General features: G+C 60.4%; 21 protein-coding genes and 2 tRNA genes. 4 read left to right on the forward strand and 19 right to left on the reverse strand.

Annotated features, from left to right (window positions below; translation table 11 throughout):
• Nucleotides 1-117 precede the first annotated feature (117 nt).
• The 8 genes from R6G97_RS20160 to rlmE form a co-directional block, all read right to left on the reverse strand.
• Nucleotides 118-194 (reverse strand) — tRNA-Met (locus tag R6G97_RS20160).
• A 98-nt stretch (nucleotides 195-292) separates the two neighbouring features.
• Nucleotides 293-378 (reverse strand) — tRNA-Leu (locus R6G97_RS20165).
• A gap of 21 nt (nucleotides 379-399) precedes the next feature.
• Nucleotides 400-792 carry a preprotein translocase subunit SecG gene (gene secG / locus R6G97_RS20170; RefSeq protein ID WP_317847415.1) on the reverse strand — a complete coding sequence of 131 codons (393 nt, stop codon included), beginning with the start codon at nucleotides 790-792 and terminating at the stop codon, nucleotides 400-402.
• Between the two features lie 4 nt (nucleotides 793-796).
• On the reverse strand, nucleotides 797-1,552 hold the full coding sequence (gene tpiA / locus R6G97_RS20175) for a triose-phosphate isomerase (protein ID WP_102082016.1): 756 nt from the start codon (nucleotides 1,550-1,552) through the stop codon (nucleotides 797-799).
• Between the two features lie 66 nt (nucleotides 1,553-1,618).
• A complete protein-coding gene (gene glmM, locus R6G97_RS20180) occupies nucleotides 1,619-2,959 on the reverse strand; it encodes a phosphoglucosamine mutase (RefSeq protein WP_043210097.1) in 1,341 nt (446 codons plus the stop codon).
• A 16-nt stretch (nucleotides 2,960-2,975) separates the two neighbouring features.
• Nucleotides 2,976-3,827 (reverse strand): dihydropteroate synthase, encoded by an 852-nt coding sequence (gene folP / locus R6G97_RS20185; protein ID WP_043210099.1) that lies wholly within the window; start codon nucleotides 3,825-3,827, stop codon nucleotides 2,976-2,978.
• A gap of 8 nt (nucleotides 3,828-3,835) precedes the next feature.
• A complete protein-coding gene (gene ftsH / locus R6G97_RS20190) occupies nucleotides 3,836-5,743 on the reverse strand; it encodes an ATP-dependent zinc metalloprotease FtsH (RefSeq protein WP_043210103.1) in 1,908 nt (635 codons plus the stop codon).
• A 203-nt stretch (nucleotides 5,744-5,946) separates the two neighbouring features.
• Nucleotides 5,947-6,573: a 23S rRNA (uridine(2552)-2'-O)-methyltransferase RlmE gene (gene rlmE, locus R6G97_RS20195; protein WP_043210105.1), complete on the reverse strand. Its 627-nt coding sequence runs from the start codon at nucleotides 6,571-6,573 to the stop codon at nucleotides 5,947-5,949.
• A 102-nt stretch (nucleotides 6,574-6,675) separates the two neighbouring features.
• Here rlmE and yhbY point away from each other — a divergent pair, with 102 nt between their 5' ends.
• The gene (gene yhbY / locus R6G97_RS20200) at nucleotides 6,676-6,984 is read left to right on the forward strand and encodes a ribosome assembly RNA-binding protein YhbY (protein ID WP_023378620.1); all 309 of its coding nucleotides are present in this window, start codon (nucleotides 6,676-6,678) and stop codon (nucleotides 6,982-6,984) included.
• Between the two features lie 12 nt (nucleotides 6,985-6,996).
• Here the strand turns inward: yhbY and R6G97_RS20205 are convergent, their stop codons facing one another.
• From R6G97_RS20205 to grpE, 8 genes are all read right to left on the reverse strand, one after another.
• Nucleotides 6,997-7,446, reverse strand: coding sequence for an MFS transporter (locus R6G97_RS20205; RefSeq protein WP_317847417.1), 450 nt, complete (start codon nucleotides 7,444-7,446; stop codon nucleotides 6,997-6,999).
• Nucleotides 7,424-7,906, reverse strand: a complete 483-nt coding sequence (gene greA / locus R6G97_RS20210; RefSeq protein WP_080642091.1) for a transcription elongation factor GreA — start codon at nucleotides 7,904-7,906, stop codon at nucleotides 7,424-7,426. The genes R6G97_RS20205 and greA overlap by 23 nt, the downstream gene beginning before the upstream one ends.
• On the reverse strand, nucleotides 7,903-11,124 hold the full coding sequence (carB, locus tag R6G97_RS20215; protein WP_043210112.1) for a carbamoyl-phosphate synthase large subunit: 3,222 nt from the start codon (nucleotides 11,122-11,124) through the stop codon (nucleotides 7,903-7,905). The genes greA and carB overlap by 4 nt, the downstream gene beginning before the upstream one ends.
• A 106-nt stretch (nucleotides 11,125-11,230) precedes the next feature.
• Entirely contained in the window at nucleotides 11,231-12,367 is a 1,137-nt protein-coding gene (gene carA, locus R6G97_RS20220) for a glutamine-hydrolyzing carbamoyl-phosphate synthase small subunit (protein WP_043210113.1), read from the reverse strand.
• A 320-nt stretch (nucleotides 12,368-12,687) separates the two neighbouring features.
• The gene (gene dapB, locus R6G97_RS20225; protein WP_043210115.1) at nucleotides 12,688-13,494 is read right to left on the reverse strand and encodes a 4-hydroxy-tetrahydrodipicolinate reductase; all 807 of its coding nucleotides are present in this window, start codon (nucleotides 13,492-13,494) and stop codon (nucleotides 12,688-12,690) included.
• A 13-nt stretch (nucleotides 13,495-13,507) separates the two neighbouring features.
• Nucleotides 13,508-14,632, reverse strand: a complete 1,125-nt coding sequence (dnaJ, locus tag R6G97_RS20230; protein ID WP_043210117.1) for a molecular chaperone DnaJ — start codon at nucleotides 14,630-14,632, stop codon at nucleotides 13,508-13,510.
• Between the two features lie 207 nt (nucleotides 14,633-14,839).
• Nucleotides 14,840-16,765, reverse strand: coding sequence for a molecular chaperone DnaK (gene dnaK / locus R6G97_RS20235; RefSeq protein ID WP_043210119.1), 1,926 nt, complete (start codon nucleotides 16,763-16,765; stop codon nucleotides 14,840-14,842).
• A 101-nt stretch (nucleotides 16,766-16,866) separates the two neighbouring features.
• Nucleotides 16,867-17,421 (reverse strand): nucleotide exchange factor GrpE, encoded by a 555-nt coding sequence (gene grpE, locus R6G97_RS20240; protein ID WP_043210121.1) that lies wholly within the window; start codon nucleotides 17,419-17,421, stop codon nucleotides 16,867-16,869.
• A gap of 194 nt (nucleotides 17,422-17,615) precedes the next feature.
• Between grpE and recN the strand changes: the two genes are divergently transcribed.
• Nucleotides 17,616-19,289 (forward strand): DNA repair protein RecN, encoded by a 1,674-nt coding sequence (recN, locus tag R6G97_RS20245; RefSeq protein WP_043210122.1) that lies wholly within the window; start codon nucleotides 17,616-17,618, stop codon nucleotides 19,287-19,289.
• A gap of 127 nt (nucleotides 19,290-19,416) precedes the next feature.
• Here recN and fur read toward each other — a convergent pair whose 3' ends face one another.
• Complete coding sequence (gene fur, locus R6G97_RS20250) at nucleotides 19,417-19,821, reverse strand: ferric iron uptake transcriptional regulator (RefSeq protein WP_043210124.1); 405 nt, start codon at nucleotides 19,819-19,821, stop codon at nucleotides 19,417-19,419.
• A gap of 97 nt (nucleotides 19,822-19,918) precedes the next feature.
• Here fur and R6G97_RS20255 point away from each other — a divergent pair, with 97 nt between their 5' ends.
• Entirely contained in the window at nucleotides 19,919-20,449 is a 531-nt protein-coding gene (locus R6G97_RS20255) for an outer membrane protein assembly factor BamE (RefSeq protein WP_043210127.1), read from the forward strand.
• Between the two features lie 90 nt (nucleotides 20,450-20,539).
• Here R6G97_RS20255 and R6G97_RS20260 read toward each other — a convergent pair whose 3' ends face one another.
• Nucleotides 20,540-20,848, reverse strand: coding sequence for an RnfH family protein (locus R6G97_RS20260; RefSeq protein ID WP_043210129.1), 309 nt, complete (start codon nucleotides 20,846-20,848; stop codon nucleotides 20,540-20,542).
• Nucleotides 20,841-21,275: a type II toxin-antitoxin system RatA family toxin gene (locus R6G97_RS20265; RefSeq protein WP_043210130.1), complete on the reverse strand. Its 435-nt coding sequence runs from the start codon at nucleotides 21,273-21,275 to the stop codon at nucleotides 20,841-20,843. Before R6G97_RS20265 ends, R6G97_RS20260 begins: the two co-directional genes overlap by 8 nt.
• Nucleotides 21,276-21,438: 163 nt before the next feature.
• Here R6G97_RS20265 and smpB point away from each other — a divergent pair, with 163 nt between their 5' ends.
• A complete protein-coding gene (smpB, locus tag R6G97_RS20270) occupies nucleotides 21,439-21,921 on the forward strand; it encodes an SsrA-binding protein SmpB (RefSeq protein WP_043210132.1) in 483 nt (160 codons plus the stop codon).
• Nucleotides 21,922-21,975: the final 54 nt, after the last annotated feature.

Here is a 21,975-nt window from a genome sequence, read left to right on the forward strand (position 1 = left end):
GTGCATGCTGTGCAAATAAAAAATGGGCAAAGCGCCCATCCCTGAAAGCGCCGTTGGACAACGGCGCAAGAACTGTTCAGCTAGCAAAAAGCCCCTGAAAAGGGGCTCCGCTGAAGCTGGTTGCGGGGGCTGGATTTGAACCAACGACCTTCGGGTTATGAGCCCGACGAGCTACCAAGCTGCTCCACCCCGCGACAAAGCTGGGGCGAAAGTATAAGACCGAACCCGCTACAGGGTCAATCTAACCTCCACCTGCAAGAAAGCCCGCTAAAGCGGGCTCTCATGCTTCAATTGGTACCGAGAAGGGGACTCGAACCCCTACACCCTATGGGCACAACCACCTCAAGGTTGCGTGTCTACCAATTCCACCACCTCGGCAATACTACTTCTTGAAACCCGTTACTTCTGCTCTTCGGTTGGAGGAGTTACGTCACCAGCGTTGGTGGCTTCACTCTTCTTCTCCTGGAGCACCGGTACATCATCATTTACTGCCGGCTTCTGCTCTTTGACTTCCAGAACCGCTGGATCTGGCAGACCTGCTTGAGTCAGCTGATGAGCTTTCTCTTTAGCGAAGTATCCTAACCCAAGAGCAGTCAAAAAGAAAGTGGCAGCAAGTATAGCAGTAACTTTACTCAAAAAGGTAGCGGAACCTTGGCTTCCGAACACAGTATTTGAAGCACCTGCGCCGAAAGATGCACCTGCTTCCGCACCTTTACCCTGTTGCAACAGAACCAGCACTACCACAGCCAGTGCAGCCAACAGATGAAAAACAACTACGACTGTTTCCAGCATTTGTTCAGTTTCCTGCGGCGCGACAAATTGCACCGAATTCGTCTGCGTTCAGGGACGCTCCACCAATGAGCCCCCCATCGATATCCGGCATGCCGAACAGTTCGGCCGCATTGGCCGCCTTCACGCTGCCGCCATAAAGAAGCTGCACTTTCGCGGCAACTTCGGCGTCCTGCGCCGCCAGCTGGGCTCGAATGGCTGCATGCACATCCTGAGCTTGCTGAGGCGTCGCCGTCAGACCTGTACCGATGGCCCAAACAGGCTCATAGGCAATTACAGCGTTGGCAAAAGCGGCAACACCGAATTCATCGATGATACTGCTCAGCTGACGCCCAACCACTTCCAGCGTCTTGCCTGCCTCGCGCTCCTCAAGGGTTTCCCCCACACAGAGCACAGGCTTCAAACCACTTGCCTGAGCGGCTGCGAACTTGCGATTGAGTACTTCATCGCTTTCGCCAACGATCTGGCGACGCTCCGAATGCCCGACCAGCACAAGCTTGCAGCCTGCTTCAGCCAGCTGACTCGGCGCAATCTCGCCAGTCAGCGCGCCCTGCTCGGGCTGTACAGCAGAATTCTGTGCGCCGACGGTGATTCCCTTGCCCTGCAACCCTTCAATCACTTGATTGATGAACAGCGACGGCGGAAACACCGCGACTTCCACTCCGCTCGGCAAGGCCAGATTGCTCAAGCCTTCGGTCAGCTCAGCGACGCTGGCGCGGGTACCGTGCATCTTCCAGTTACCAGCTACCATGGGGCGACGCATGCTTTACCTCGTCGGTCAAAGTGGGCGCAGATCTTACCCAACCGGATCTGCGCTGGCAAGCCTATTTCAGGCACAAACTTCAGCGACCAATTTGGCCAAGGCTTCGGCATGACCGCGGACCTGGTTTTCGTCGTCGCCTTCGACCATCACTCGCACCAGAGGCTCGGTACCGGACTTACGCAGCAGCACACGCCCGCGCCCGGCCATGGCCTCGGTGACCTTGGCGCTGGCCTCTTGCACGGCAGGGTTCTCCAGTGGGTCCACCTTGCTCGCGCCAAAGCGCACATTGATCAGCACCTGCGGGCACTTGCGCAGCCCCTGGCGGGCCTGAGCAAGCGTCTCGCCCCGGCGCTTGAGCGCCAGCAACACCTGCAGCGCGGCAATGATCGCATCTCCGGTGGTGGTGTGATTGCAGCACACGACGTGTCCAGAATTCTCGCCGCCGAGCTGCCAGTCGCGCTCGAGCAGCTCGGCCATCACATAACGATCACCCACCTTGGCCCGGGCAAACGGAATGTCCAGGTCCTTGAGCGCCAGCTCCAAGCCCAAGTTGCTCATCAGCGTGCCGACCACACCGCCCTGCAGCTTGCCTCGATCTTTCAGGTCGCGGGCGATGATGAACAGCAGCTCGTCACCATCAACGATGGCGCCGGTATGGTCGACCATCAGCACACGGTCGCCATCACCATCGAAGGCGATCCCAAGGTCGGCATGGCCCACCAATACGGCGGCCTGCAGCGACTCGATATGGGTCGAGCCGCAGCCTTCGTTGATGTTCAGCCCGTCAGGCTGGGCATGCAGTACGGTGACGTCGGCGCCGAGCTCACGGAACACGCTTGGCGCCACCTTGTAGGTAGCACCATGAGCACAATCGACCACCAGCTTGAGCCCCTCGAAGTTGGTACTGGTGGGCACGCTGCTCTTGCAGAACTCGATGTAACGGCCCGCCGCGTCGTTGATGCGGGAAACCTTGCCCAGCTTGCTGGACTCGACCACAGTCATCGGCTGATCGAGCAGTTCCTCGATCATCAGCTCGACCTCGTCGGGCAATTTGGTGCCTTGGCCGGAGAAGAACTTGATGCCGTTATCATCGTGTGGATTGTGCGAAGCACTGATGACAATGCCGGCCTCTGCATGGAAGGTTCGAGTCAGGTAAGCGATCGCCGGAGTCGGCATGGGGCCGAGCAACATCACATCGGCACCAGCGGCAGAGAGGCCCGCTTCGAGCGCGGACTCGAACATGTAGCCCGAAATCCGGGTGTCCTTGCCCACCAGGACGCGGCAATTGCCCTGCTTGCGGAACGCCATGCCCGCTGCCCACCCCAACTTCAGCATGAAGTCAGGGGTGATCGGGTATTCGCCGACGCGGCCACGAATACCGTCGGTACCAAAGTATTTTCTGCTCATAGGGACTCCAATGTTCTTATTCGGCGTTCTGCACCGCAGTGATCATTCGCACCACGTCGACGGTCTCGGCCACATCGTGCACACGCAGGATGCTGGCTCCCTTGGTCATGGCCAATGCGGCCAGCGCCAGGCTGCCGTAAAGCCGCTCGCCAACGGGGCGATCGAGCGTGAGGCCGATCATGCTCTTGCGCGAGACACCGACCAGCAACGGCCGGCCCAGGCGATAGAGCACTTCCATGTGTTTGAAGAGGCTGAGGTTGTGATCGAGCGTCTTGGCAAAGCCAAAACCCGGATCGAGGATGATTCGGTCAGCGGCAATCCCTGCGACGGCGCATGCGGCCATCCGCTCTTCAAGATAGCGCGTCACGTCAGCGGAGACATCGTCGTAATGCGGATTGTCCTGCATGGTGCCCGGCTCGCCGCGCATGTGCATCAGGCACACCGGCAGACCCGTGTCGGCGGCAGCATCCAGGGCACCATCACGCTCCAAGGCCCGTACGTCGTTGATCAATCCCGCACCCAGCCGAGCGGATTCGCGCATGACTGCAGGCGTGGAGGTATCGACCGAGATGATGACGTCGAGCCGGCTGTTGATTGCCTCGACCATGGGCGCCACTCGCTCCAGCTCTTCGGTCGGCGACACCGCTCTAGCGCCGGGACGCGTGGACTCGCCGCCGATGTCGATCAGCGTCGCGCCGGCAGCCACCATCGCCTCGGCATGGCGCAAGGCCTCGTCGCGCTGATTGAAGCGCCCGCCATCGGAGAAGGAATCAGGGGTGATATTGAGGATACCCATGACATGGGTACGGGACAAATCAAGAACCCGGTTGCCGCAAGGCAACCGGGTCGGGTACTGCTGTGAGGTCATAGATGCCCTTAGTGTTGAGCCGCTGGACCGCCGATTGGCGACTCCGGACGATCATCTTGGGAGGCCTGGTTGCCGGAGGTGCCGGCATCATTATCCCAATCGCGCGGTTCACGCGGCGTACGACCGGCCATGATGTCGTCGATCTGATCGGCATCGATGGTCTCGTACTTCATCAAGGCTTCGGCCATGGCGTCGAGCTTGTCGCGGTTGTCGGTGAGGATCTGCTTGGCGGTGGCGTAGCAATGGTCAATGATGCTGCGCACTTCGGAGTCGATCAGCTTGGCAGTCTCACCCGAGACGCTGGCATGCTGGCTCGCCGCACTGCGACCGAGGAACACCTCGCCCTCTTCTTCGGCATACATCAGCGGGCCGAGCTTCTCGGACAAGCCCCACTTGGTAACCATATTCCGGGCAATCTGGCTGGCGCGCATGATGTCGTTGGACGCACCGGTTGTGACGCCATCGAAGCCCAGGGTCATTTCTTCAGCGATACGGCCACCGTACAGCGAGCAGATCTGACTGACGAGCGCCCGCTTGGAAAGGCTGTAGCGGTCTTCCTCAGGCAGGAACATGGTCACACCCAGCGCACGACCGCGCGGAATGATCGAGACCTTGTAGACTGGGTCATGCTCGGGAACGAGACGACCGACAATGGCATGACCTGCCTCATGGTAGGCGGTGTTCTGTTTTTCCTTCTCGGACATGACCATGGTCTTGCGCTCGGCACCCATCATGATCTTGTCCTTGGCCAGCTCAAACTCCTTCATCTCAACCAGACGCTTGCTGGCGCGCGCGGCGAACAGAGAAGCCTCGTTGACCAGGTTGGCCAAGTCGGCACCGGAGAAACCTGGCGTACCGCGGGCGATGACGGCGGCGTTGACGTTCTCGCCAACCGGCACCTTACGCATATGCACCTTGAGGATCTGCTCACGACCGCGGATATCCGGCAGACCGACCACCACCTGACGGTCGAAGCGACCGGGTCGCAGCAGCGCAGGGTCGAGCACGTCAGGACGGTTGGTGGCAGCGATGACAATGATGCCATCGTTCATTTCAAAGCCGTCCATCTCCACCAGCAACTGGTTGAGGGTCTGCTCACGCTCGTCGTGACCGCCGCCCATGCCGGCGCCACGGTGGCGGCCAACGGCGTCGATCTCATCAATGAAGATGATGCAAGGGGCGTGCTTTTTCGCCTGCTCGAACATGTCGCGCACACGGCTGGCGCCTACACCGACGAACATCTCGACGAAGTCGGAACCGGAAATGGTGAAGAACGGCACCTTGGCCTCGCCCGCGATGGCCTTGGCCAGCAGCGTTTTACCGGTACCGGGCGGGCCGACCATCAGCACACCACGCGGGATGCGACCACCCAGACGTTGGAATTTGCCCGGATCGCGCAGGAACTCGACCAGCTCGCCGACTTCCTCCTTGGCCTCATCGCAACCCGCGACGTCGGCCAAAGTGGTCTTGACCTGGTCTTCGGACAGCAGGCGCGCTTTGCTCTTGCCAAAACTCATCGGGCCGCCCTTGCCGCCCGCACCGCCTTGCATCTGGCGCATGAAGAACATGAACACGGCGATGATGACCAGGATCGGGAAGCTGGCCACCAGCAACTGAGTCCAGATGCTCTGCTGTTCCGGCTGCTTGCCTTCAACCACGACATGGTTGTCGACCAAGTCGCCGATCAGGCCATTGTCGGTGATGGCCGGACGAACGGTCTTGAAGTTGTCGCCATCGGTACGCTTGCCGGTGATGACATAGCCGTCGACGGTAACACGCTCGACCTTCCCGTCCTTGACCTGCTGAATGAAGTCGGAATAGTTGAGGGTCTGCGGCTCGTTCGGGCTGGAGAAGTTGTTCATCACCGTCACAAGGACAGCCGCGATGATCAACCACAGGATCAGATTCTTTGCCATGTCGTTCAATTAGCTACCCTCTGAGGTCGGCGCACGACGCAGCCGTGCCTCGCATGATATTCACCGCCCTAACTTACTACATTACCTACGCATCCGCAGGCGCCGTCTGTAACCCTTTGTGAAAGCTAGACTACACGAAGTTCGGACGATCCTGACGGAACCGCCGATTGGAAATAACTATCGGCCGATCCGCAAAACGCCTCTCACGCCCCCTTGAAGCCGCGTCCCAACAGGTACTGCTCACGGGAGCGATCACGCGACGACGACGGTTTGCGCATCTGCACCTTGTCGAACTTGCCACGTACGTCCTTCAGGTACTGGTCGAAACCTTCGCCCTGGAAAATCTTGATCAGGAAATCCCCACCCGGGCGAAGCACGCGGCACGCCAAGTCCAGGGCCAGCTCGCAGAGGAACATGGCACGCGGCATGTCCACGGCGGGCGTACCACTCATATTGGGGGCCATGTCTGAAATCACAAGGTCCACATGCGAATCGCCCACCGCCTCGAGGATCCGTTGCAGCACTTCATCCTGGGTAAAGTCGCCCTGAATGAAGGTAACGTCGGGGATCGAGTCCATTTCCAGGATGTCGGAGGCGATCAGCCGCCCTTGACCACCAATCAGACGACTGGTCACCTGCGACCAGCCACCCGGCGCGGCACCGAGATCGATCACGCTCATGCCGGGGCGGATCAGCTTGTCCTTTTCCTGGATCTCCAGCAGCTTGTAGCTCGCGCGCGAGCGATAGCCATCCTTCTGCGCCTGCTTGACGAAAGGATCGTTGAAATGCTCTCTCAGCCAGTTATGGCTGCTCTTGGAACGTTGCGCCACGGGGCACCTCGATGATTAGCGTCGTGATTGACTGGGCGGAGCCACGGGCCCTCGGGTAAAATGGCCGCCAATTTTACAGAATCAGACGAAAAGGGTCAGATTATGCCGCTCAATAACGAGCAGAAGAAACAATACAAATCGATTGGTCACGACCTGAAGCCGGTCTTGATCGTCGCGGGCAATGGCTTGAACGAAGGCGTCATCGCCGAACTGGAACGCGCACTGACCGATCATGAACTGATCAAGGTCGAAATCCGCTCGGAAGATCGCGAAGAGCGCGCTGCCGCCATTGCCGAACTGTGCAAGGCCGGCCGCGCCGAACTGGTACAGACCATCGGCAAGAAAGCGCTGATCTATCGCAAAAATCCGCAGCCGAACAAGCAGCTGTCCAATATCCACCGTTACAAGTGACGGTGGCTCCGGTCAGTGGCGCGATGGACGCGCCCTGACCGGGACCGGTTGGGCCACCAGCACGATGCCGGAGAAGCCCAGCACTAAAAAGCAGAACATCTGCCAACGCTCACCCACGGAAATCCCGTAGCGCAGCGTGTAATAGCCAACACAGGCACCGAAGCCGAGCAAAATCATCTGCCCACGGAACTGTCGCCACCAGGCCGCCAGACCGTCTACCCTCGCCAATACCGCCAGCTGGGTCATCAGGCCAAGCAGCGCGACGCCGATCAACCAGCGGTCAATCTGGGCAGCCACATCCTGCACCAACAAGGGCGCAAGGCCCGTCACCTTGAGTGCCGGCACCAATCCCACATGAAAAACCCACAGGCCACCGACCCAGAATACCTGGGCCAGTTGCCAGAGGATGCCCTCAAGGGACGGCGCGCGTAGGCGCCGGTCAGATGTGCTTGACTTCGACAATCTCGTACTCGACCGTGCCGCTTGGCGTGTTGACGACGACGGTGTCACCTTCTTCCTTGCCGATGATGGCACGGGCAATCGGCGCGCTCGCCGAGAGCTTGCCCTTCTTGATGTCCGCCTCATCCTCACCCACGATCTGGTAGGAAACCTGATCGCCGGTCTCAGTGTTCTCCAGGTCCACGGTGGTACCGAAGATCACCTTCCCGGTGTGGGCAATGGTGGTGACATCGATCACCACCGAGTTCTGCAGACGCCCTTCAATATCGCGGATACGCGCCTCGACCATACCCTGCTCTTCACGAGCGGCATGGTATTCGGCGTTTTCCTTGAGGTCGCCCAGCTCCCGCGCTTCACCGATCGCCTGGCTCAGGCGCGGACGCTCGGTCTTGCTCAGGAAGAGCAGTTCCTCTTCCAGGGCGCGAGCGCCCTGGACGGTCATTGGGTACTTGGTAATGCTCATGCTTTGAGTCCTGCGTGCAGATCCTGCAAGCGGCGAACGGTCTTCTCGGGACCGAATTTCAGCGCTTCACAGATGGCTTCACCAGCCGCAATGGTGGTCGTGCAGTAGATCTTGTGCTGCAGCGCATTGCGACGAATCGAGTAGGAATCGGCGATCGACTGACGACCTTCGGTAGTGTTGATGATCAGCGACACTTCGTCGTTCTTGATCATGTCGACCACGTGCGGACGACCTTCGGTCACTTTGTTCACACGGCGCACCTTCAGGCCAGCCGCCTCGATGACCTTGGCGGTGCCTGCGGTAGCAACCACTTCGAAGCCTAGGGCGATCAGGTCGCGAGCGACACCCGCAACCTGCGGCTTATCGTCGTCACGCACGCTGATGAAGGCGGTACCACCGCTTGGCAGCACTTCGCTGGCACCCATCTGGGCCTTGGCGAAGGCTTCACCGAAGCTGTCGCCGACACCCATGACTTCACCAGTGGATTTCATCTCAGGGCCGAGGATCGGGTCAACACCTGGGAACTTCGCGAACGGGAAGACGGCTTCTTTGACGCTGTAGAAGTTCGGAATGATTTCCTGGGTGAAGCCCAGCTCTTTCAGGGTCTTACCAGCCATGACTCGAGCCGCGATCATCGCCAGCGAAGTGCCGATGCACTTGGAGACGAACGGTACGGTACGCGAGGCGCGTGGGTTGACTTCGATCACGTAGATCTTGTCACCCTGCAGGGCCAACTGCACGTTCATCAGACCGACGACACCCAGCTCCAGAGCCATTTTCTTGACCTGAACGCGGACTTCGTCCTGCACTTCCTTGCTCAACGAGTAAGGTGGCAGCGAGCATGCCGAGTCACCGGAGTGAACACCGGCCTGCTCAATGTGCTGCATGATCGCGCCGATCACCACGTCAGTACCGTCGCAGACCGCATCCACGTCCATTTCAATGGCGCAGTTGAGGAAGTGGTCGAGCAGTACCGGACTGTCGTTCGAGACCTGCACCGCTTCACGCAGATAGCGCTTGAGCTCGTCCAACTCGTAGACGATCTCCATGGCACGACCGCCCAGTACGTAAGAAGGACGCACCACCAGCGGGTAGCCGATGCCGCCAGCGGCGCTGATGGCTTCTTCTTCGCTGCGCACGGTGGCGTTTGGCGGCTGCAGCAGGCTCAGACGCTGAACCATCTGCTGGAAGCGCTCGCGGTCTTCGGCGCGGTCGATAGCGTCCGGGCTGGTACCGATGATCGGTACGCCGGCTTCTTCCAGGGCGCGGGCGAGTTTCAACGGGGTCTGGCCGCCGTAGTGAACGATGACGCCCTTCGGTTTCTCGACGCGGCAGACTTCCAGCACGTCTTCCAGGGTCAGCGGTTCGAAGTACAGACGGTCGGAAGTGTCGTAGTCGGTGGAGACGGTTTCCGGGTTGCAGTTGACCATGATGGTCTCGTAACCATCTTCACGCAGCGCGAGGGCAGCGTGTACGCAGCAGTAGTCAAACTCGATACCTTGGCCGATACGGTTCGGGCCACCACCCAGGATCATGATCTTGTCACGAGTCGATGGGTTGGCCTCGCACTCTTCCTCATAGGTCGAGTACAGGTAGGCGGTGTCGGTGGCGAACTCGGCAGCGCAGGTGTCGACGCGCTTGTACACCGGGAACACTTCGAGCTTGTGACGGTGACGGCGCAGGTTCTTGTCGGTGATGCCGAGCAGCTTGGCCAGACGCTGGTCCGAGAAGCCCTTGCGCTTGAGGCGCAGCATGTAGTCCTTGTCGATCGACGACAGAGCCAGGGTCTTGACCTTCTCTTCTTCCTTGATCAGGTCTTCCATCTGCACCAGGAACCACATGTCGATGCCGGTCAGGTCGAAGATCTGCTCGCAGGTCATGCCAGCGCGCATGGCGTCGGCGACGTACCAGATACGCTCGGCGCCTGGCACGGTCAGCTCGCGCTTGAGGATACTGTTGGCTTCCGGGTTGGCCAGGTCGACTTTCGGGTCGAGGCCGCATGCACCCACTTCCAGACCACGCAGGGCTTTCTGCAGGGACTCCTGGAAGGTACGGCCAATGGCCATGACTTCACCCACGGATTTCATCTGGGTGGTCAGGCGGGCGTCGGCTTTGGGGAACTTCTCGAAGGCAAAGCGCGGCAGCTTGGTGACGACATAGTCGATCGACGGCTCAAAGGACGCCGGGGTACGGCCGCCGGTGATGTCGTTCTGCAGTTCGTCGAGGGTATACCCCACCGCCAGCTTGGCGGCGATCTTGGCGATCGGGAAGCCAGTGGCCTTGGAGGCCAGCGCCGAGGAGCGCGATACACGCGGATTCATCTCGATCACGACCATGCGGCCGGTGTTCGGGCAGATACCGAACTGGACGTTGGAACCGCCGGTTTCGACGCCGATCTCGCGCAGTACCGCCAAGGAGGCGTTGCGCATGATCTGGTATTCCTTGTCGGTCAGGGTCTGCGCTGGTGCAACGGTAATGGAGTCACCGGTATGCACACCCATCGGGTCGAAGTTCTCGATGGAGCAGACGATGATGCAGTTGTCCTTCTTGTCACGGACAACCTCCATTTCGTATTCCTTCCAGCCGATCAGCGATTCGTCGATCAGCAGCTCCTTGGTCGGCGAAAGGTCCAGACCACGGGCGCAGATCTCTTCGAACTCTTCACGGTTGTAGGCGATGCCGCCACCTGTGCCACCCATGGTGAAGGACGGACGGATGATGCACGGGAAGCCCAGGCGCTCGAGCACCGCATTGGCTTCTTCCATGCTATGGGCGATACCGGAGCGCGGGCACTCAAGGCCAATGGCCTTCATCGCCTTGTCGAAGCGCGAACGGTCTTCGGCCTTGTCGATGGTGTCGGCATTGGCACCGATCATCTCGACGCCGAATTTTTCCAGAACGCCGTGGCGCTCCAGGTCCAGGGCGCAGTTCAGCGCGGTTTGGCCGCCCATGGTCGGCAGCAGTGCGTCAGGGCGCTCTTTTTCGATGATCTTGGCCACCGACTGCCACTTGATCGGCTCGATGTAGGTGGCATCGGCCATGGCCGGGTCGGTCATGATGGTGGCCGGGTTGGAGTTCACCAGGATGACGCGGAAACCTTCCTCGCGCAGGGCTTTACAGGCCTGGGCGCCGGAGTAGTCGAATTCGCAGGCCTGGCCGATCACGATCGGGCCAGCGCCGAGAATCAGGATGCTTTTGATGTCTGTACGTTTTGGCATGGTTGTCACTCAAATCCGCGGGTCAGTCGGCAAGCCGTCTTGAACAATCTGGGTCAGGCGCTTCCGGGCGCGGCACTTGCCGCCCCGGGGCCTTGATGCAGGATGCTCAGCGGCGCTTGGCCATGGCATCGATGAAACGATCGAACAGTGGCGCGACGTCGGTCGGGCCTGGGCTCGCTTCAGGGTGGCCCTGGAAGCTGAACGCGCTCTTGTCGGTGCGCTCGATGCCCTGCAGGGTACCGTCGAACAGCGACTTGTGGATGGCGCGGACGTTGCCCGGCAGGGTGGCTTCGTCGACGGCGAAACCGTGGTTCTGGCTGGTGATCATGACCACGCCGGTGTCCAGATCCTGGACCGGGTGGTTGGCACCGTGATGGCCGTGGCCCATCTTGACAGTCTTGGCGCCAGAAGCCAGGGCTAGCAACTGGTGGCCGAGGCAGATACCAAAGACCGGAATATCGGTCTCGAGGATGTCCTTGATCGCCTGGATCGCGTAGTCGCATGGCTCGGGATCGCCAGGGCCGTTGGACAGGAATACGCCATCCGGATTAAGGGCCAGGACTTCGCTGGCAGGGGTCTGGGCCGGCACGACGGTCAGGCGGCAGCCACGGGCAACCAGCATGCGCAGAATGTTCAGCTTGACGCCGTAGTCGTAGGCCACCACGTGATAGGGCAGGTCCGCAGCTTCCAGAGTCGGGTGGCTGTCGGTTGCCAGATTCCACACACTGGAGCGCCATTCGTAGCGTTCCTTGGTGGAAACTTCCTTGGCCAGGTCCATACCCTTGAGGCCTGGGAAGGCGCGAGCAGCGGCGATGGCGGCTTCTTCGCTGATGTTGTCACCGGCGAGGATGCAGCCGTTCTGGGCGCCCTTTTCGCGCAGGATTCGGGTCAGGCGACGAGTGTCGATGCCAGCGATGGCGACGACATTATTGGCCTTGAGGTAGTCAGGCAGCGACTGGGTGTTGCGCCAGTTGCTGGCCAGCAGGGGCAGGTCACGGATAACCAGGCCAGCGGACCAGACACGGTTCGACTCGGCGTCTTCCGGTGTAGTACCGGTATTGCCAATGTGCGGGTAGGTCAGGGTAACGATTTGCTGCGCATAGGAAGGGTCTGTAAGGATTTCCTGGTAGCCGGTCATAGCGGTGTTGAATACCACCTCACCAACGGTCTGACCGTCGGCACCGATAGCTTCACCGCGGAAAATACTGCCGTCGGCAAGGGCGAGTATGGCTGGCTTTGTCAAGAAGACCTCCCGTAAATCAAGCATGAAAGGGCGATCGCAGGTTGCAAAAAAGCGGAGTGACGTATGGACACGTCACCCCGCTTTCATGTGCTGAATTCAATTCGCTGCGCGCTTTTAGTGGACACACTAAAGCTGTAGCTTACAGAAAATTACGTTTTAGGTCTACCGCGTATGTGTCTCTGAAACACAGGAATGCGACAGGCTGACATCGGCGACTCCTTCACGGGTGGCCCGCCCTCCCACAAAAACCGCGCCGCACATCAAAGCGACGCTATTGCTGTAGGAGCGGGCTTGCCCGCGAGGCGCCTCTCTAACTTGCTTTAACGCAGCTCGAGCACGTCCTGCATGTCGTACAGGCCTGGCTCGCGCCCCTCCAGCCATAGCGCGGCACGCACCGCCCCCTTGGCGAAGGTCATGCGGCTGGAGGCCTTGTGAGTGATCTCCACGCGTTCGCCTTCAGCGGCGAACAACACGGTATGGTCCCCCACTACATCACCGGCGCGCACCGTGGCGAAGCCGATGGTCTTACGATCGCGGGCACCGGTCTGCCCCTCACGCCCATAGACCGCCACTTCTCCCAGATCACGACCCAACGCCTGGGCAACTACTTCTCCCATACGCAAGGCAGTACCCGAAGGTGCATCGACCTTGTGGCGGTGGTGCGCCTCGATGATCTCGATATCCACCTCGTCGCCCAACACCCGCGCGGCGGTATCCAGAAGCTTGAGGCAAAGATTGACGCCGACGCTGAAATTGGCGGCAAAGACAATCGGAATCTCCTTGCCCGCCTCGGCCAACTGCTCTTTTTCCTCTGGCGTGAAACCGGTAGTACCAATCACCATCGCCTTGCCTGCCTTGCGACAGAAGGCGAGGTTCTTCAGCGTCACCGACGGGTGAGTGAAGTCGATCAGCACATCGAATTCGTCAGCGACCTTGGACAGATCACTGGAGATTTCCACACCGATCCGCCCCAAGGCCGCCAGTTCGCCGGCATCGGCCCCGACCAGAGAGCTGTCCGGACGATCAATGGCCGCCGTCAGGCCAGCCTGGGGCGCCTGTTGCTGCACAGCCTCGACAAGGGTCTTGCCCATCCGTCCCGCCGCGCCCATTACCGCAATACGTCGCATAGCCTGTTCCTTGTCAGAGATCGCCGAAGAAGCGCTTCACACCCTCGAACCAGCCACTGGCCTTGGGCGAATGGGAGCTGTCGCCCTGCAACGAGTCGCGCAGCTCCTCGAGCAGCTCGCGCTGACGTCGACTGAGGTTGACCGGGGTCTCCACAGCCACTCGGCACAGCAGGTCGCCAGCCCCGCCACCGCGCACAGGGGCTACGCCCTTGCCACGCAGACGGAATTGCTTGCCGGTTTGAGTGCCTTCCGGAATCTTGAGCTTGACCCGACCATCGAGGGTGGGCACTTCCAGCTCACCACCCAGGGCCGCATCGGTGTAGCTGATCGGCACCTCGCAGTACAGGTGCTTGCCGTCGCGCTGGAAGATAGCGTGCTCACGCACACTGATGACGACATAGAGGTCACCGGTCGGACCACCATGGGTCCCCGCCTCGCCTTCGCCAGAAAGACGAATGCGATCGCCGGTATCGACACCCGCCGGCACCTTGACCGACAGCGTCTTGTATTCCTCGACACGTCCCTCGCCATGACAGGCGGTGCAAGGATCGGTGATGATCTTGCCTTGGCCATGGCAGCGCGGGCAGGTTTGCTGCACCGAGAAGAAGCCCTGCTGCATGCGCACCTGACCGATGCCGCCACAGGTTGGGCAGGCCGACGGGGTCGACCCCTTCTTCGCACCGGAACCATCGCAAGGCTTGCAGTTGACCAGGGTTGGCACACGGATGCTGACCGTAGTGCCGCGCACGGCCTCCTCGAGGTTCAGCTCAAGGGTGTAGCGCAGGTCGCTGCCGCGCTGCGCACCGCCACGGGAGCCGCCGCGCCCACCACCGAAGAAGTCACTGAAGACATCACCGAAGATGTCCGAGAAGTTAGCGCCACCAAAGCCGGCACCGCCACCACCCATGCTCGGATCGACGCCGGCATGTCCGTACTGGTCGTAGGCTGCGCGCTTGCTGGCATCGGACAGAACCTCGTAAGCCTCGTTGGCTTCCTTGAATTTGTCTTCCGATTCTTTATCGCCCGGGTTGCGGTCCGGGTGGTACTTCATCGCCAGGCGGCGATAGGCCTTCTTGAGGTCACCTTCGCTGGCGCCGCGCTCGACACCCAGGACCTCATAAAAATCACGCTTTGCCATAGGTCATTGCACTCTTGGGGGCATTCGGCGCGTTCATGCGCTTGCTGCGCCACGCCGTCAGCACCTGCCACCACACGATTGCGCCCTGACAGATGCTGTAAAAATTCTCGAATTCCAGACACACCAACGCGGGAGCAAGCCCCCGCGCGGCGACATCCTACCAGCTCACCGACATCAGACGATGAGCTGGCCGACAACATGCAGGGATTACTGCTTGTTGTTGTCTTTTACTTCTTCGAACTCGGCGTCGACCACGTCATCGTGCTTGGCTTCCGGCTCGGCCTGCTGTGCGCCGCCCTGAGGCTGTTCGGCCTGTTGCTCGGCGTACATCTTCTGGGCAACCGGCGCGGAGACCTTGGACAGTTCCTCGACCTTGGCATCGATGGCAGCCTTGTCGTCACCCTTCAGGGCAGCTTCCAGTGCAACCACAGCCGCTTCGATCGCCGCTTTCTCTTCGGCAGTGGCCTTGTCGCCAGCGTCGGTGACCATCTTGCGGGTCGAGTGAACCAGCGCATCACCCTGGTTACGAGCAGCGGCCAGCTCTTCGAACTTGCGGTCTTCCTCGGCGTTGGCCTCGGCGTCACGCACCATGCGTTCGATTTCCTCGTCGGACAGACCCGAGTTGGCCTTGATCACGATCGACTGGGACTTGCCAGTGGCCTTGTCCTTCGCGCTCACGTGCAGGATGCCGTTGGCATCGATGTCGAAGGTCACTTCGATCTGCGGAACACCACGCGGGGCCGGCGGAATGTCGGCCAGGTCGAATTTACCCAGCGACTTGTTCTGCGCAGCCTGCTTGCGCTCACCTTGCAGCACGTGAATGGTCACGGCGCTCTGGTTGTCATCAGCCGTCGAGAACACCTGCGACTTCTTGGTCGGGATGGTGGTGTTCTTCTCGATCAGCGCAGTCATCACGCCACCCATGGTTTCGATACCCAGGGTCAGCGGGCTGACGTCCAGCAGCAGAACGTCCTTGACGTCACCGGCCAGGACCGCGCCCTGAATGGCAGCACCCATGGCGACGGCTTCGTCCGGGTTGACGTCCTTGCGCGCTTCCTTGCCGAAGAAGTCGGCAACGGCCTTCTGTACCAGCGGCATACGGGTCTGGCCGCCGACCAGGATCACGTCGTCGATCTTGCTGGCGTCGATACCGGCGTCCTTCAGAGCGATGCGGCAAGGCTCGATGGTACGGTTGACCAAGTCCTCGACCAGCGACTCCAGCTTGGCGCGGGAGATCTTCACGTTCAGGTGCTTAGGACCGGTCGCATCTGCAGTGATGTACGGCAGGTTGACGTCGGTCGACTGAGCGGAGGACAGCTCGATCTTGGCCTTTTCAGCAGCTTCCTTCAGACGCTGCAGAGCAAGCGGATCGTTCTTCAGGTCCATGCCGGACTCTTTCTTGAACTCATCGACGAGGTAATCGATCAGGCGCATGTCGAAGTCTTCGCCACCCAGGAAGGTGTCGCCGTTGGTGGCCAGTACTTCGAACTGGTGCTCACCGTCGACTTCAGCGATTTCGATGACCGAAACGTCGAAGGTACCACCACCGAGGTCATACACGATGACAGTGTGGTCACCCTTGGCCTTGTCCATGCCGTAGGCCAGTGCAGCGGCGGTCGGCTCGTTGATGATGCGCTTGACGTCCAGACCGGCGATGCGACCGGCGTCCTTGGTGGCCTGGCGCTGGCTGTCGTTGAAGTAGGCCGGCACGGTGATGACCGCTTCGGTCACTGGCTCGCCGAGGTAGTCTTCGGCGGTCTTCTTCATTTTCTTCAGGACTTCGGCGCTGATCTGCGGCGGAGCCATTTCCTTGCCGCTGGCTTCGACCCAGGCGTCACCGTTGTTGGCCTTGACGATCTTGTACGGAACCAGCTTGATGTCTTTCTGCACGACATCTTCTTCGAAGCGACGGCCGATCAGGCGCTTCACTGCGAACAGGGTGTTGTGCGGGTTGGTGACGGCCTGACGCTTGGCCGACTGGCCAACCAGGATCTCGCCATCGTTGGCGTAGGCCACGATCGAAGGGGTGGTACGCGCGCCTTCAGCGTTCTCGATGACTTTGACGTTACCGTTTTCCAGAATGGAGACGCACGAGTTGGTGGTCCCCAGGTCGATACCGATGATTTTGCCCATGTTTACTCTCCCGAAACTTGAATTAGGTTGCAGCGGCTACATTGGCCAACTGCGGTAATACTTGAATGCTTGACACCTAGATGGGGATGCCCGGAAGGATTTCAAGCCTTTTCATCAATCGACGGCTGGGGGGCTGCCGGCGCCTTGCTGACCACCACCATGGCGGGACGCAGCAGCCGGCCATTGAGCAGATAGCCCTTCTGGAACACCTTGAGCACGCTGTTCGGCTCGACGTCGGCGCTTTCCTGCATGGCCATGGCCTGGTGGTGCTCGGCGTTGAACGGCTCGCCGTGCGGGTCGACAGCCTCGAGGTTGTAACGCTTGAGGGTGTCGTGGAACATCTTCAGGGTCAGCTCGATGCCTTCGCGCATCGGCTTGATGGTCTCGTCGTCGGCGCTGGACAGCTCCAGGCCACGCTCCAGGCTGTCGATCACCGGAAGCAAGTCGCCCGCGAACTTCTCCAGGGCGAACTTGTGGGCCTTCTCGACATCCTGCTCGGCGCGACGGCGGATGTTCTGCAGTTCGGCGGCAGCGCGCAGGGACTGATCCTTGGCGGCGGCCAGCTGCTCCTCGAGCACCTGGACGCGGGCACCGAGATCCTCTGCACCAGCCTCTTCGGCGTTAAGGTTCTTCTCATCCAGCTGTTCGTCAGCCATTAGGTTTCTCCTCCGCAATTTCTGATATGCGAGCCCAGGCTCGTCTTGTCTTGCCGGCTATATGGGGCCGGAAAAACAAGGTTCAAGGGCCAACGCTGTTTTCCCATGACGATATTGATCGCCCGGCGGGCATTGTCAGCCCGACGAAAAGCACTGTATAAATAACCAGACATGACCCTTCGGGAGCCGCCCTCATGCTGGTGCACCTGTCCATTCACAACTACGCCATCGTCGAGCACCTCGACCTCGAACTTGCCCGCGGCATGAGCGTGATCACCGGCGAAACCGGCGCCGGCAAGTCGATCATGCTCGACGCCCTGGGCCTGGCCTTGGGCGATCGCGCCGACAGCGGCGTGGTACGCCCTGGCGCAGACAAGGCGGACATCCTCGCCACATTCGACCTGGACGAGATTCCTGAAGCCCGTGCCTGGCTGGCCGAGCGCGACCTGGACAACACCGGTCCCTGCATCCTGCGCCGGGTCATCACTGCCGAAGGACGCAGCCGCGGCTATATCAATGGCACCCCTTCCCCCTTGGGCGATCTCAAGGCCCTGGGCGAACTGCTCATCGATATTCATAGCCAGCACGAACACCAGTCTCTGTTGAAAACCGACACCCATCGTCGCCTTGTGGACGAGTACGCGGGCGCCATCGACCTGGCCCGTCAGGTACAACTGGCTGCCCAGCGCTGGCGCCAGACCCGCCAGGAGCTGGAGCGCCTGTCCAACTCCGGCGACGAGCAACGCGCCCGTCACCAATTGCTCAGCTATCAACTCGAAGAGCTGGACAACCTTGGCCTGGGCGAAAATGAACTGGAGCAACTGGAACAGGAACATAAAAGCCTGACCAACGCCGAGGCCCTGTTCGGTATCTGCCGCCAGGTGATCGACCATTGCAGCGAAAGCGATTCCGGCAATGTGCTCAGTGCACTGACCACCAGCCTCAATCGCCTGACCGCCGTCGCCAACGCGCCCAAAGCGCTGGGCGAGGCCGCCAATCTAATCGCCAGCGCACAGATCCAGGTCGAGGAAGCCGTGGGCGAACTCAACCGCTTCCTCGATCACTTCGATGCCGACCCCATGCGCCTGCAAGCCCTGGAGGAACGCCTCGACACTATCTACACCCTGGCACGCAAGCACCGCGTGCACCCGACCGAGCTTCCTCACCTGCAACAGCGCTTGATGGACGAGCTGGAAGGGCTCAACGCCAGCGACGAATCGATCGAGCGCCTGGGCGAGGAACTGGCCGCCTATGCCCAGCATTACCAGACCAAAGCCCTCGAGCTCAGTGCGTTGCGCCAGCAGGCGGCCAAGCAGCTCGCCACGGCCGTTGAACAGGAGATCCAGCGCCTGGGCATGCCCGGCGGGCGTTTCTGTATCGAACTCACGCCCTATGAAGGCAGCGAGCTTTCGCCCCATGGCCTGGAGGTGGTCGAGCTGCTGGTGAGCGCCAACCCGGGCCAGCCACTCAAGGGCTTGGCAAAAGTGGCGTCAGGCGGCGAGCTGTCGCGGATCAGTCTGGCGATCCAGGTGATCACTGCGCAAACCTCGCGCATCCCCACCTTGGTGTTCGATGAAGTGGACGTTGGCATCGGCGGCCCTACCGCAGAAATTGTCGGCCAGCTGTTACGTCGGCTGGGCGAGCGCGGCCAAGTCCTGACCGTGACCCACCTGCCCCAGGTCGCAGCCCAAGGGCACCATCATCTGTTCGTGCACAAGGTACGCAACAGCGATACCACTCATACAGCAGTGGCCAACCTGGGCAAGCGCGAGCGGGTCGAGGAGGTGGCGCGGATGTTGGGCGGCATCGACCTCACCAAGGAATCGCTGGCCCATGCGCGCAAAATGGTGGTCACAGGTAAGGCCTGAGTTGTTCGGAAATTAAGGCGCAGCGCTGGCGGGATCGGGCCTATGTATGAATAACAACGAGTCCCCCGCAACCTAAAAACAAAAGGCGACCCGAGGGCCGCCTTTGTTTTGTTAACGATATAAATCGTTACTTTTTCTTGCGCACATAGAGGACCAGGTTATGGTCAACCAGCTCGTAGCCGTGCTGGGCAACGATCTCTTTCTGGCGCTTTTCGATCTCTGTATCCACGAACTCGATGACTTCACCAGAGTCCACGTTGACCATATGGTCGTGGTGGCCGCCGTCAGCCAGCTCGAAGACCGCATGACCGCCGTCGAAGTTGTGGCGAACCACCAGACCCGCCGCTTCGAACTGGGTCAGTACGCGATACACGGTTGCCAGACCGACGTCTTCACCGGCTTCCATCAGTGCCTTGTAGACGTCTTCGGCGCTCATGTGGCGCTGCTCCGTGGAGTCGAGCATCTGTAGAATCTTGACTCGAGGCAGGGTCACCTTGAGACCGGCTTTGCGCAATTCGCTATTTTCAACCATGGTCAGCTTTCTCGCCGATGCTGCTTCGCAGCTTCTCTTAATACGGGTATGATCGGGGTTTACGTTGTCCAGCCAAGATAGTGGAAGTCGCCCACCGATGCAAAACACCAAGCTCTTGCTAACCAGCCTCACCCTAGTGGGACTGCTCGCACTCGCCGGTTGCTCGTTTCCCGGGGTTTACAAAATCGACATCCAGCAGGGCAATGTCGTTACGCAGGACATGATAGACCAATTGCGCCCCGGAATGACCCGCCGCCAAGTAAGGTTTATCATGGGTAACCCACTGATCCAGGACACGTTCAATACCAATCGCTGGGATTACCTCTACAGCCTGCAGCCTGGCGGCGGCCAGCGTCAGCAAGAGCGCATGAGCATTTTCTTCAACGACAGCGATCAATTAGTCAGCCTGTCCGGCGACTTCATGCCAGGCGTGAGCCGCGACCAGGAAATCCTCGGCGGCAGCGGCGACACCACCGTCAGCCCAGCCACTCAACCGGCCCAGCCAAGCCAACCGGAAGAAAAACCGGCCAAGCCAGGCTCGTTGGAAGAATCGATCCAGAAAGAAATCGACACTATCGAGACCACGCCGGTCCCGACACCAGCACCGCTGGAAACCTCCCCGCAATAAGCGCGGCGAGACAAAAAAGCCCGGGCAATGCCCGGGCTTTTTATTGCCTGATCGACTTAAGGACCATTGTGTGCCCAACAAGCATCAGGCCTATCCCTGCCGCGCAGCTCTCGCCTTGGCGGCACGCAGCTTGCGCACTTCCTTCGGATCCGCCAACAACGGCCGGTAGACCTCCAGACGATCCCCCTCCTCGACCTGATGCGCAAACGGATCATTCACCACCTTGCCGAAGATCCCCACCGGGCAAGCCTCGACGTCCAAGCCCGGCACTTGCTCGGCGAGCCGAGAGTGGAGCAACGCCTGATGTACGGTTGTGCCTGCGGGCACCACGCACGTCAGCAGCCACTGACGCTCGGCAGTGGCGTATACGACCTCGATGTTCAGGTTTGCCTCAGCCATTGAGTTGCTTGGCCCGCTGGCAGAATGCATCGACCAGCGTGTTGGCCGCCTGGTTGAACAGAGGGCCGAGGGTAGCGCGCACCAGAGGGCCGGCATAATCGAAGGACAGGTCCAGGCTGATCTTGCAGGCCTTATCGCCCAATGCCTTGAACACCCACAGGCCATGCAACTGGGTGAACGGCCCTTCCTCCAGATTCATTTCGATCGACTGCCCAGGTACCAGCACATTACGTGTGACGAACTGCTGGCTCATGCCGCCCTTGGCCACTTCCAGCTTCGCCCGCATGTGCGTGTCGCTGGCTTCGATCACGGTCGAGGCCGAGCACCACGGCAGGAATTTCGGGTAGCTGGCCACGTCATTCACCAGATCGTAGAGCGCCTGGGCAGGGTACGGCAGCAGGGCAGAGCGTTGAATATGGGTAGTCATCCAGGCGTCACTTCCAAGGCAGGGCGGCAGCGCTTTCTAAGCACATCGAAAACAGTTCCCTTCGAGGGAACAGGCCCTGCATTGTCCGGGATTCATCCTACAGGCTCAAGCACACCTAAACCCCGTAGCCGCCGACGCAGCGACTGCCTATAATGCGGCCCCTATGGCTAAGCAAAAGAAACATCCGACCGGGACCATCGCGCAAAACAAAAAAGCGCGACACGATTACTTCATCGAACACAAGTTCGAGGCCGGACTGGTCCTGTCCGGTTGGGAAGTAAAGAGCCTGCGGGCCGGCAAGGCGCACCTGACCGACAGCTACGTGCTGCTCAAGGACGGCGAAGCCTGGCTGTTCGGCAGCCACATCACCCCGCTGACCACCGCCAGCACCCACGTCATCGCCGACCCCACCCGCACCCGCAAGCTGCTGCTGAACAAGCGCGAGCTCGAACGCGTGGAGGCTGCCGTGGCACAGAAGGGCTACACCTGCGTAGCCCTCTCGCTGTACTGGAGCAAGCACCTGATCAAGTGCGAAATTGCACTGGGCAAGGGCAAGAAGGAGTTCGACAAGCGCGACACCCTGCGCGAGCGCGACTCCAATCGCGAGATCCAGCGCACGATGCGCAACAAGGGCAAGGGCGAGTAAGCCCTCCCTGCCTGTGCAAGTCTATTCGCGGGTAAACCCGTTCCTACAGGGACA

Origin of the sequence: Pseudomonas sp. HTZ2 (genome assembly GCF_033173945.1) — a bacterium.
GTDB lineage: Bacteria > Pseudomonadota > Gammaproteobacteria > Pseudomonadales > Pseudomonadaceae > Aquipseudomonas > Aquipseudomonas guariconensis.

Coding starts and splice junctions, on each gene's coding strand:
- secG (WP_317847415.1), bottom strand. CDS start 792: ATGCTGGAAACAGTCGTAGTTGTTTTTCATCTGTTGGCTGCACTGGCT.
- tpiA (WP_102082016.1), bottom strand. CDS start 1,552: ATGCGTCGCCCCATGGTAGCTGGTAACTGGAAGATGCACGGTACCCGC.
- glmM (WP_043210097.1), bottom strand. CDS start 2,959: ATGAGCAGAAAATACTTTGGTACCGACGGTATTCGTGGCCGCGTCGGC.
- folP (WP_043210099.1), bottom strand. CDS start 3,827: ATGACCTCACAGCAGTACCCGACCCGGTTGCCTTGCGGCAACCGGGTT.
- ftsH (WP_043210103.1), bottom strand. CDS start 5,743: ATGGCAAAGAATCTGATCCTGTGGTTGATCATCGCGGCTGTCCTTGTG.
- yhbY (WP_023378620.1), top strand. CDS start 6,676: ATGCCGCTCAATAACGAGCAGAAGAAACAATACAAATCGATTGGTCAC.
- greA (WP_080642091.1), bottom strand. CDS start 7,906: ATGAGCATTACCAAGTACCCAATGACCGTCCAGGGCGCTCGCGCCCTG.
- carB (WP_043210112.1), bottom strand. CDS start 11,124: ATGCCAAAACGTACAGACATCAAAAGCATCCTGATTCTCGGCGCTGGC.
- dapB (WP_043210115.1), bottom strand. CDS start 13,494: ATGCGACGTATTGCGGTAATGGGCGCGGCGGGACGGATGGGCAAGACC.
- dnaJ (WP_043210117.1), bottom strand. CDS start 14,632: ATGGCAAAGCGTGATTTTTATGAGGTCCTGGGTGTCGAGCGCGGCGCC.
- dnaK (WP_043210119.1), bottom strand. CDS start 16,765: ATGGGCAAAATCATCGGTATCGACCTGGGGACCACCAACTCGTGCGTC.
- grpE (WP_043210121.1), bottom strand. CDS start 17,421: ATGGCTGACGAACAGCTGGATGAGAAGAACCTTAACGCCGAAGAGGCT.
- recN (WP_043210122.1), top strand. CDS start 17,616: ATGCTGGTGCACCTGTCCATTCACAACTACGCCATCGTCGAGCACCTC.
- fur (WP_043210124.1), bottom strand. CDS start 19,821: ATGGTTGAAAATAGCGAATTGCGCAAAGCCGGTCTCAAGGTGACCCTG.
- R6G97_RS20255 (WP_043210127.1), top strand. CDS start 19,919: ATGCAAAACACCAAGCTCTTGCTAACCAGCCTCACCCTAGTGGGACTG.
- R6G97_RS20260 (WP_043210129.1), bottom strand. CDS start 20,848: ATGGCTGAGGCAAACCTGAACATCGAGGTCGTATACGCCACTGCCGAG.
- R6G97_RS20265 (WP_043210130.1), bottom strand. CDS start 21,275: ATGACTACCCATATTCAACGCTCTGCCCTGCTGCCGTACCCTGCCCAG.
- smpB (WP_043210132.1), top strand. CDS start 21,439: ATGGCTAAGCAAAAGAAACATCCGACCGGGACCATCGCGCAAAACAAA.